Origin of the sequence: Pseudoalteromonas sp. DL2-H2.2, assembly GCF_021532535.1 — a bacterium.
GTDB classification, from domain to species: domain Bacteria; phylum Pseudomonadota; class Gammaproteobacteria; order Enterobacterales; family Alteromonadaceae; genus Pseudoalteromonas; species Pseudoalteromonas rubra_A.
In genome coordinates this window covers 192,498-204,503 of the sequence record NZ_JAKGBD010000008.1, presented here as the reverse complement: position 1 = coordinate 204,503, position 12,006 = coordinate 192,498, and the positions used below count along the sequence as shown (strand labels likewise).

2 protein-coding genes are annotated in these 12,006 nt (G+C 53.3%); one reads left to right on the top strand and one right to left on the bottom strand.

Annotated elements, in window-relative coordinates; all coding sequences use genetic code 11:
• Position 1 precedes the first annotated feature (1 nt).
• Entirely contained in the window at positions 2–9,970 is a 9,969-nt protein-coding gene (locus L1285_RS15135) for a non-ribosomal peptide synthetase/type I polyketide synthase (protein WP_235413035.1), read from the bottom strand.
• Between the two features lie 961 nt (positions 9,971–10,931).
• Between L1285_RS15135 and adhP the strand changes: the two genes are divergently transcribed.
• Positions 10,932–11,948 (top strand): alcohol dehydrogenase AdhP, encoded by a 1,017-nt coding sequence (gene adhP / locus L1285_RS15130; RefSeq protein ID WP_235413034.1) that lies wholly within the window; start codon positions 10,932–10,934, stop codon positions 11,946–11,948.
• Positions 11,949–12,006: the final 58 nt, after the last annotated feature.

The following is a 12,006-nucleotide window of genomic DNA, read 5'->3' as shown; positions in this document are numbered from 1 at the left end:
CTTACAAGTCCATCTCCGTCATGGATTGATCATCCAATGCCACACTGATATCGCGACCACTGACAATATTACTCAGGCGCTCAACGCCATTGTGCAGGTCCGCCGGGCCCGCACTGATAAGCTCTTCCACCCGCACCGCAAGTTGCACTGTGCTGGGGTTATCAAAGATGTCACCAACCGTGGCGCTGATGGCAAAGTGCTGGTTTAGCCGTGACACCAGCTGCATGGCCAGCACCGAATTACCGCCGCACTCAAAGAAATTGTGGCGAGTTCCCAGCAGCTTGGTATTCAAAAGCTCACAGTAACAGGCCAGGATCTTTTCTTGTGTTGCACATTGCGGCGCGCATAGCTCGGTTTGCGTGCCCTGGTTGGCGCTTGGCACCATCAGGGCGTTGCGGTCCAGCTTGCCATTGGCCGTGGTTGGCCACTGCGTTAGCCAGCACAGGTACTCGGGCAGCATATAAGTCGGTAGTTGATTTGCCAGCGCACTGCGCAGGGCACTAATCGTCCAGCGCTGTGCCAACTGGTCCTGTTCAATGGCGTAGGCACACAGCGCCGACTGGCCTTGCGCTGTGGTTTTGACAAAAACCCTTACATCCACCTCGCCGAGCACCTTACGCAACTGCGCTTCTATTTCACCTAATTCAATGCGGTGACCATGCAGCTTAACCTGATGATCAAGTCGGCCATCCAGCTCAAACCGGCCATCGGCCAGCAACCGGGCCCGGTCGCCGGTGCGATACAGCCGCTCGCTGCCACCGCCCTCCAATTGATAAGTGACAAAACGCGCTTTCGTCAGTTCAGGTCGTGCCAGATATCCCTCAGCCAGGCCAGCCCCGCCGATCCACAACTCACCCCATACGCCCACAGGCTGCACTGCGGCATGTTCGTTCAGAACCACCAGGCGCGTGTTGGCCACCGGCTTGCCTATGGTGATGTCTTCGGGGTCGAGGATCTGCGCTGTGGCAGACCAGATGGTGGTTTCGGTTGGTCCGTACATATTCCACAGCGCTTTTGCCTGACTGAGCAATTGCGCCGCAAGGACCGGGGTTAACGGCTCGCCGCCACTCCACACGGTGAGTCCGGCCACGCAATCCGGGCGTGCCGCCAGCAAGAGTTGCCACAAAGTCGGGGTAGCCTGCATCACAGTCACCGGATGCTGGTCGATCAGCGCAACCAGTTCGTTCGGGTCGCTGCAAGCCTGTTCGCTGGCCAGCAATACCGTGGCACCGACAGTCAGCGGGCCGAACAACTCTAACAGAGCGATATCAAAGGCGATGGTGGTCACACTGAGTAGGCAGTCGGACTGATTAAGGCCGGGCTCTTTGGCCATGGTATGTAACAAATTTGCCAGTGCCCCGTGGTTTATTTCAACGCCTTTGGGCTTACCGGTAGAGCCGGAGGTGTAAATCACATAAGCAGGTTGTTGCGCCGTGATTAGCTGAGCATCGAAGGTATTCGGGCAGCGGGCAATCTCTCCTTGGCGGGCGTCCAGGTCGATAATATCAAGTCGGGTGTTAGCAATGGCCACCGCCGCCTCACTCAGCGCATCACAGAGTAAGAACGCTGCTTTGCTGTCGCTCAGCATGTCCTGCAAACGAGCCTGCGGAAAGCTCAAATCAAGTGGCAAAAAGGCAGCCCCAGTTTTTAGTACCGCCAGTAAGGCTACTAATAGTTCCGTGCGCCGCGGCAGTGCAATGGCCACCAGCGCATCGCGACCAACGCCCTGAGCAGTCAGATAATTTGCCAACTGATTGGCACGTGCCTGTAGCTGCTCATAAGTCAGTGACTGCTCTGAGCAAATCAGTGCGCTGTGCTGCGCGCTGTGCCTCTCTTGCTCATCCAGTGCATCCAGCAGCAAAGGTTGTGCAGGCTTTTGGAAAGTCTGCCCCAGCAGTTGTGCCTGCGCAGCCTCGTCGAGCAGGCACACATCAGCACACGCCTGAGCGCCCTTCACCTTGGCAAACAGGCCGATGAGCGCTCGGGCGTAATTATCCATCATATCGCTATCGTAGCGCGCGCTCAGGTATTCCAGCTCCAGCGTCCACTGGCCATCAACATATAATAAGTTGCAGCTTAACGGGTACTGGCCAAAGCGGGTATCTGTGGTACAGGTCGATACGCTCAGTCCGGAAAACTCTGGTAGCTGCTGTACCTTATCCAGGTTAAACAAGGTTTGCGGCAAACACACCGGCTCATGGGTTAATTCACTGTAGGGCAAGTGCTGATGCTCGAAGGCTTCAAGCAGGCTGGACTGCACCTGCTTAACCAACTCGCCTACTGTTATCGAGCCACTGAACTCCACCACCACAGGCAAAATATTGGTGCAGTATCCCGGTAAATGCAGGTCCAGGTCGTCCGGGTTATAGCCATCACTGAGCAAGCCGCGATCAGACACCGGGATACCAACGGCAATGTGCTTTTGGCCCGTCAGCTTGTTTAACCACAAGGCATACGCGGCCAGCAAGGTTGCAAACTGGCCACAGCCCTGAGACTGGCCCAGCGCTTTGACTTCTGATAGCGCATCGAGTTTGAACGCCCGCTTTTCAACCAAAAAACTTTCCTGGCTGTCGGCGCCAAAACGTGTGGGTAACGCCAGCGCTTCGCAAGGTGCCAGTTGGTCCAGCCAGTAGGCTTTATCCTGCGCATAATCAGCACTTTCCAGATAGCGCTCTACGTCTTCAACATAGGCGCTAAAGTGCACCACAGGCGGCGAAGTTACTTGACTGTTTGCGCTGCTATAATTGCTGGCAATGCGGTGCATCAGCTGTTGCAGGCTGAGCCCGTCATAAAGCACATGGTGTGCACTAATGCTAAGCACATGTTCTTGTGCATTCGTTTGCAGCAAATCGAATCGGCACAAAGGCTGCGCGCCAAACTCAAAGGGGCGATAACGCAACTCAGTCAGGGTAACGCTGTCGGTGTGCTGAGTTAAAACAGGTTGTGCCTGCTTAACATGAGACAAAGTGAGCGGGTCGACCGAATAACACAGCAAGGGATAATCCGTGCTCAGCTGGGCGATAGCCTCAGCCAAGCGAGCTTTGTCCAGATCTCCGCTTAAGCGCAGTACAGCCTGCAGATGATACGCTTTTGCGCCGTGTTCAGATTTAAGCGCCAGCGCCAGTAGTTGCTGCTGCGCCCCCGTTAACGGGAACTGCTCGGGTTGTGCATCAGCCGGGTCTGGCTCGCCAAAGTAACCGGCAGCTTTTAATGCCAGCACACTGTCTTTAACGGTCTGAATGATGGTATTGACGTCGGCCTCGGTGTGCGCCGCCGAAAGGAAACAATTACGTCCTTCCCAGATGAACACGCCGCGATTGAGCATTTCATAGAAAAACACATCCAGATTCTGGCTAAAACGAAACCGGAATAAAGAAGCAAAATGCTCTATTTGCATGGGGATGCCCTGCTTTGCAAAAAATGCATTGAGCGTCTGCGCCAGATACTGGGTTTTGTCACTGACTGACTCTTGCAGCTGCGGGCCCTGTTTTTTAATTTCACTCAGCACTGCTTTGGCACTGGCCATAACCAGCGGATGCTTACAGAAAGTCCCGGCAAAAAAGGTCGTGTCCGCCTGCGGATAAGACGCATCGCCATACTGCCAGACCCCACCATCTATGCCATCCATAAATTCATGGCTGCCCGCAACCACGCCCACAGGCAGGCCACCACCGACAATCTTGCCATAGGTTGCCATGTCCGCCTGGATCCCCAGCATGGCCTGCACGCCGCCCGGATGGGCTCTGAAACCGGTGATCATCTCATCAAAGATAAGCGCAATACCCTGCTCAGCCGTAAGTGCTCTCAGCGCCTGCAAAAATGCCCACGGCTGATGCGACGGATGACGGCTTTGCACCGGCTCAACCAGAACCGCAGCAATCTCGTTGCCCTGCGCTCTGATGCATTGCAGTGCCGACTCTGCGCCGTATTCAAGCACCAGATTGTCACTGATAGCGCCGGCTCTGACGCCGCCACACATAGGTTCAACCACGTCACCACCCGGTGCGTTTTGCGCCAGTGTGCCGTCATAATGGCCATGATAAGCGCCTTCAAACTGCACGATTTTGTTGCGGCGGGTTTTATTGCGCGCCAGGCGCACAGCGGTCATCACAGCTTCAGTGCCTGAGTTACAAAAGGTCACGCGCTCCAGAGCGGTCAGCTCGCTGATAAGCGCAGCCACTTCACAGGCCTGCGGGCTCGCCAGCCCCAGTTGCAGACCGTCTTCAATTTGTTGCTTCAGCGCCTCAGTGACAAATGCCGGCTTGTGGCCAAACAGATTGACGCCAAAGTCCATGGTGATATCAATATATTCATTACCGTCAATATCCCAGATCCGGCTGCCTTCGCAGCGCTTACCAAACACCGGATAGAGCAGCTCTTTACTGGACAGACGGAACCCGGCCGACGCGCGACAATCCGCCAGATGCGGACGATGCTCAGACACCATGGCTTTTGACAGTGGCGTTTTTGCACAGTAGCGTTCTGTGAGCGATGCCAAATGACGTTGCACAGACTGGCTGCTGGCAGCCGTGGTTATCTGCTTGTTGCCAAACCCGGGCAACACTCGGGTTGCGTCGCTTTGCGTTGTAGCCTGCGAAGTTGGCGTTACCTTTGCGGTTACCACCTGTGGCGCGGGCGTTGATGCCTGTGCCACAGCAGAAGTTTGCTGTTCGCCATTTAGGCCTTGCAACATGGCCAGTTGACGGGCAGCGACCGCTTCAACACTGTGCGCAGCATTACTGTTGGTCACCATCGCAGCGGCCTGTAATTGCTCACGACAAATTGTGGCAACCAGCTCGGCTGGTGCATTAATCGGCGTTGCTTCAACTGCTGCTACGCGTATTTGTTCACTGTTATTTGAATGGCTCGGTGTAACCTGCACAGATGTTACCTGATAGTCACTGTGTTCGATGATATGGGCCACCAACAAGTCAACCGTACTGAGCGTTTCGTAAAACTGACGGACACTGAATTCAAGCCCAAACTCTCGCTCATAGGTGCGCACCGCATTCATGATCATCAGCGAATCAACACCCATTTCCAGCAGCGGTACATGAGTCTGAATATCGGCGACCGGCATAGATAACAAACGCGATAAAGTATTGAGAACAAAGGCGCGGATCGCTTCTTCGCGAGAACCAGCCACCTGCTCGGTATTAGTTTGCGCACTCTGCTGTGCGCTTAACTCGGCGGGCAGGTCGGCTATCCAGTAGGGGCTGTGGTCAAACGGGTATAAAGGTAAAGGTACTTTGGGCTGGTGCTCACTTGCCGGGCTCTGCGCCAGGTCCAGCGCCAACCCGAGTTCAAACAAGCGTCCCTGTGCTGACAATAAACGCGGCAGATCAGCCCCTTTGGCATGCAATACATGCAAAAACTCGTACTGTTCAGCCGGGCGGTTTTCCTGCAACAAGCCGCACAAAACCGGCTTGGGGCCCAGTTCAAGGGTACAATAGGCATCTAACTGAGCCAGTTGTGCCATGCAGGCTTCGAACTGCACGGGTGCGCAGATCTGCTCAACCCAGTAGCTTGGGTCGCACACACGCAGCGCCTCTTGCTGGCCGGTCACAGACGAAATATAAGGGATTGTTGGCTGAGCATAATTGATTTGTGCAGCTACTTTGGCAAATTCACTGAGCATGGGCTGCATCAGCGGTGAATGAAATGCCCGTGCTGTGTTGATGGCTTTGTGGCGCACGTTGGCACTATCCAGTGCCGCGCATAACTTATCCATGGCGCTGTTGTGACCAGAAAATACCACGCCCGACTCACCATGATAAGCCGACACCGACACCTGCTCGCTTATGTCAGCCACCAGTGCTTCGGCCTGCGCGCGGTCGCAACGCGCGGTCACCATGCGGCCATTGTCCGCCAGTGCATTCATCAGTCGGCCACGCTCGCTAATCAGCTTGATTGCATCGGCGAGCGAAAATACGCCCGCAATACAGGCTGCGGCATATTCCCCGACGCTATGACTTACCAGATAATCTGGTTTCAGGCCTCGGCTACGCCATAACTGCGCCTGAGCGTATTCAATGGCAAACAAACACACCTGGGTCCACTGAGTTTGCGCCAGGTATTGCTCATCCGGGTCGCTGTATAAAACCTCAAGTAGCCTGGGCCCTAGCGTATCTCCCAGCAGGCGATCACATTCATCAATGGCATCGCGAAACACATCTTGGGTATCGTACAAGGCTTTGCCCATATCAGGATATTGCGCGCCCTGCCCGGTAAACAAAAACACCAGTTCATGCGCTACAGCTTGCGGCTCATTTGCACAGTGAGCAAGCTGAGTGGAGTCATTCAGCGCGGCAACCAGCGCCTCGCGGGTTTCGCCAACAAAAGCGTGACGCGCTTCTTTGTAATGGGGCATACACGCGGTCTGACTCACAAGGGCATCAAACCTTGATGGCGTTGCTGTGCTCAGCGCATTGGCATAACGGCTGGCAAGCGCTGCCAGTGATTTGGTGGATTTTGCCGACAATGGCAGCACATACCCCGAGTTTACTGACAAGGTTTTGCTATTCTGATCAGGGTAAGCAGGTGCCTGGGCACAGATCACATGGGCATTGGTGCCACCGAAGCCGAACGAGCTGACCGCCGCCAGTCTGGGTTTATCACCCTGAGCAGGCCAGTCCTGGGCTTGCGTTGCAACCCGTACCGGCAGCTTTTGCCATGGAATATGGGCATTCAGCTGCGCGGTATGCAGCTGGGCTGGCACCTGGCCTTTATTCAGGCACAGTAGTGTTTTAATTAGCCCGGCAAGGCCTGCACCAGACTCAAGATGACCAATGTTGGCTTTTGCCGACCCCAACAGCAAGGGCTGATTGGGCGCACGCCCTTCCCCATATGCTTTTGCCAGTGCCGACACTTCAATGGGGTCGCCCAGCTCAGTACCGGTGCCATGGGTTTCAATATACTGTACATCCGCCGGCGCAACTGCCGCACTGTGTAATGCTGCTTTGATCACCCTTTGCTGTGAAGCGCCATTGGGTGCGGTGATGCCATTACTGCGGCCGTCCTGATTGACCGCACTGCCCTTCAGTACCCCATAAATCGGATCCCTGTCGGCCATCGCCTGTGCCAGCGGTTTTAGTAACACACAGCCAACGCCTTCGCTGCGCACATAGCCATCGGCAGCACGCGAGAAGGTTTTACAACGGCCATCCTCGGCCAGCATTTGGGCATTTTCGCAGGCATCCGTAACCTCATTGCTGAGGATCAGGTTCACCCCGCTCACCAGTGCCATGGGCATATCGCCTGCGCGGATCCCGCTCAGGGCATGATGTAAAGCCACCAAAGAAGAAGAACAAGCGGTATCGACAGAGAGGCTAGGCCCGGTGAAATTATAGGTATAAGACAAACGGTTTGCCGCAATACTCAGCGCCGTGCCGGTGCCGAGATAGGCATTGCCCTGTTGCGCCTTATTCGACATATTAAAGTAGTCATTCTGAGAAATCCCCACATACACGCCAACGGGCTGACCGGCCAATTCGGCTGGCATCATCCCGGCCGACTGAATGGCATGGAAGCTGGTTTCAAGCAGCAAGCGATGTTGGGGGTCTATGTATCTGGCCTCTGCTGGTGATATCCCAAACAGTCCGGCATCAAACTGTTCGATGTTGTCCAGATATCCACCCAGTCGAGCCTGGCCCAGCTCAGGGCACAGTGCCTGTCGAGCTGCGTCTGGCACGCTGATGGCATCGCGTTTTTCCGCCAATAAATGCCAGTATCCATCGACGTCTGAGGCTTTTGGATAGCGACACGCCATACCGATGACAGCCACATCCATCGTATCTGGCAACGATTGTGCCTCAGGCTCGTTTCGCTCAACCTCCGGCGCTTCAGATTGCACTTTTGTGTGCTCAACAGGAGGCTGCCCCTGTACTTCAAGGCGTTCGCGCACTGACTCAAACTGACACAGATAATGGGCAAGCTGGGCAATCGACGGATGCTCGTAAAGCACCGTGGCTTCAAGTTCAATATCATGCAGCTCCATCAACTCGCCGGAGATCCGCACGGCCTTCATCGAGTCCACCCCTAAAGATAAAAAGGTGGCATCAACATCCAGGCTATTTGGCTGGCGCTCAACCTCATCGCCCACGACTTGCTGTAACACCTTGCGCAGCGTGGCTTCAAGCTCTGAGTGATCTGGTGTGTTTGCTTTTCGCAACGGCTGTTCGCTCGCAGCTTCCGGCGCACGAGAGCGAGCCAGCACGTCAAAGGTATCGGCAAGATAATGACGTTTATTTTCCTGTCGCTGGATTTTACCGCTGGAGGTTTTGAGGATCCTGCCGGGTTTGATCAACACCACCTCATACGGCGTGATGCCATGCTGATCGGTAATTGCTGAGGTGATCGCGGCAAAAATCTCCTGCTCATTGAGCTTGCGTACGGCGGTGCGTTTTACCTGCTGAACGATTACCAGACACTCTTCACCTTGCTCAGACAAATAAGAAAACGCCGCGCCACCGTTGTTATCCATAGCAGCATGTGCCTCAACCACGGTCAGCTCAATATCCTGCGGATAATAGTTTTTACCACGGAAGATCATCACGTCCTTGGCGCGCCCGGTCACATACAGCTCGTCCTGATAGACAAAGCCCAAATCGCCGGTTCGCAGATAAGGACCATCATTGTCATCGGCAATGCGGGCCTGAAAAATCTCTTCGGTTTGCTTGGCTTTGCGCCAGTAGCCCTGGGCAACACTGGCGCCTTTTACCCAGATCTCTCCGGTGTGCCCCTCAGCGCAGCGCTGCCTGGTGTCCGGATTTACAATCGCCAGCGTATGGCCATGCCAGGTGCTGCCACACGACACCGCATAATAAGGCTGATTATCTGCCGGATTGTTATCCGTGGCGTTTTGATCATAAAAGGATTCTGTGCTGGTTGAGGCTGGCGTTAATAACGAGGCCTTACCCTGATGCATGTCCTTGCTGTCGAGCTGCAACACGGACGGGGTTTTCAGCAGGCGCCCGCCGGTGGCAAACAAGGTGGTTTCTGCCATGCCATAACAGGGAGCGGTGGCCTCCCGACGAAACCCACAGCGTTTAAATTTCTGATAGAAACGCTCAAGCGTGCTGGCCCGCACCGGCTCGGCGCCATTGAGCGCACTTTGCCAGTGCGACAAATCCAGGTTCGCCAGCTCTGCTTCTTTGATGGTGTCAACACACAGGTCGTAGGCAAAGTTGGGGGCACTGGAAGTAACGGCTTTGGTCTCGCTCAGCAACTTCAGCCAGCGCAGAGGTTTTTGCAAAAACGAGGTGGGATTCATCAGCGCGGCAGGTGCACCAATATAGATAGGGTGCAAAATACCGAAGATCAGCCCCATATCGTGGAAATGAGGCAACCAGCTCACAATAGGCGTATCGCTGCTGTGGCCAAAGGCAAGCTTCATCATTTCTTCGTTATCCATGATGTTGGCATGGCTTACCATCACGCCTTTAGGGCTCCCCGTCGAACCCGAGGTATACTGCAAAAATGCCAGGTCCTGCGGAGCAATGCGGATATCCTCCCTGGGCATAGGCTCAACCTGCTCCACTCCCTCGCTGTCGGTGGCAATGATAGACACATTGCTAAGGCTGGCTTCGGCTTCAAATAACGGCTGGGCAATCTCGTAAATTTTATTGCTGGTCAGTGCACCGGTTGCCCCGGCATCTTCAATAATACTTCTCAGCCTGTCGGTATTTTGATTCTTTTTCGGCGGATAAACAGGTACGGCGACAATGCCGGCGTACAAACAGGCAAAGAAGGCTTCAACAAATTCAAACCCAGAATTATACAAGAGTAAGGCTCTGTCGCCTCTGTCGAAGTAAGTCTGCAAACGAGCTGCTATTTTTCTGGATTTTAAGTCGAGCTCTGCGTAGCTCAGGGAAACTGCCGGTTGGTTGTCTTCGAAGAAATACTGATATGCAATGTCATCGCCACGTGTCCGGGCCAATGTCACTAATGTAGCCACTAAGTCGTTATTCATGCCATACCCATACAAGGTTTATTGAGTAAGTTCCTTTGCTCAGAACATCTGACTCAATAACCCAAAGGTAAGCAGTTAAAGTGGCATCACCCCAGGTACTAAGCACAGCTGTTCGAACCGTAAAATTGGAAAAAACCAATTAATTACATAAACACAATGACAAAGTGTGAGGTTCTGGACTGCGAATAACCGCAAAGTCGCATCACGCTGTCATTGTGGTTTTCAAGGTTAACTAACCGCTTAAAACCGCAAGCCATGCTAATCAACTACACCTTTAACACCCGGCACCAACAAACTTTTGATTAAATTGAAAATAATCAAAAAACTGGTGTTCAACCAGGCTTAAATTCTCTGCTAGTGTTAATCTGGCGGGACGACAACTGAACTAAAAATACCATTCCCTAACGTTGTTATTTTCTTCTTTTCGCTGCTTTGCAAACAGCTAAAACGTTTCCTTTTCGATGATTTTCATATTGATGCTATCACAAAGCACTAAAAAATAAAGCAAAACAAAATACAAATTTAACAAATATGCAACTACCCAAGCTTTACCTACTCAGTAGATATGGCCATGAACCTCGCATACTGGCTGCGATAAACAGTCAGTAATGAGCGACAAATGACAGGTCTGGCTGAAGGCAAACTGTAGCTCAGTAAATTGGTTTGGTAAATTACAGCCCCTTACGTACCAATAAAGGTGCTTATCCTGACGCTTTCGGTCTGAGCCATTCAAACAAAGACTGATACAAGCTGCTATTTTGCATGAAGTTTAGTCGCTCATTTTAAAAACGCACGGCTATCTTGAGGCAGCTGTATGACAATCGTTACATTGCCAGCTAACGCTTACGGTCAGCGCCATACCTAAGTTGAAGACATAGTCGCTAACGAGTTTGCGCCGGATCAAATTATGTCAGTATTAAATCACTATACTCGTGGCTAACATCTTCTAGGAGAGAATCATATGAAAGCCGCGCTCGTCCATGCCTTTAAACAGCCGTTAGAAATACAAACCGTCGACAAACCGACTCTGACTCCGGGCTCAGTGCTGGTCGAAATTGCCGCCTGTGGGGTATGTCATACCGACTTGCATGCCTGCCACGGAGACTGGCCTGTAAAACCTAAGCTGCCTTTGATCCCCGGCCACGAAGGGGTGGGTACTGTGGTCGCCAAAGCACAGGATGTAACCCATCTGGCACTTGGCGATCGAGTTGGCGTGCCCTGGTTGCACAGTGCTTGTGGCCATTGTGAGCATTGCCTGAAAGGCGATGAAAACCTCTGTCCGCAACAGCAAAACAGCGGTTACTCAGTCGATGGGGGTTATGCACAATTTACCAAAGCTGACGCCAATTATGTGGTTAAAATCCCCGATAATGTGCCTTTTGTTGAAGCCGCACCGCTGTTTTGTGCCGGCGTTACCACCTACAAAGCACTCAAAGTGTCAGGTGCCAAACCCGGCGACTGGGTCTCCATTGTTGGCGCAGGCGGTCTGGGTCATCTGGCCATTCAATATGCCAAAGCCATGGGCCTGAATGTAGTCGCCGTAGACAGTGGAGAAGAAAAGCTTGCACTGGCACGTGACTTGGGCGCCGACCTGGTGGTGGACTACACTCAGCAAGATCCGGCGCAAACCATACAAACTGAGCAGGGCGGCGTTCAGGCTGTAATCTGTACGGCCGTATCCAAATCCGCTTTTACCTCATCTTTTCATAGTATTAAACGCGGTGGCGTATGTGTGCTCGTTGGCCTGCCTCCAGAGGAAATGCCCATTCCTATCTTTGATACTGTGCTCAAGGGTGTCAGTGTGGTTGGTAGTATCGTTGGTACACGTCAGGACCTGGTCGAGTGCCTGCAATTTGCCGCACAGGGCAAGGTCAAAGCCATTATCGAGACCAGACCCCTTGAAGCCATCAATGACGTATTTGAGCAAATGCTGAACAGCGAAATTAATGGGCGGGTAGTCCTGACGCTGGATGAATAGTGGCAAATAAAAAAGGCGCAACCGAGGCAGTTGCGCCAAACCTCATAGGAAAGGAGTG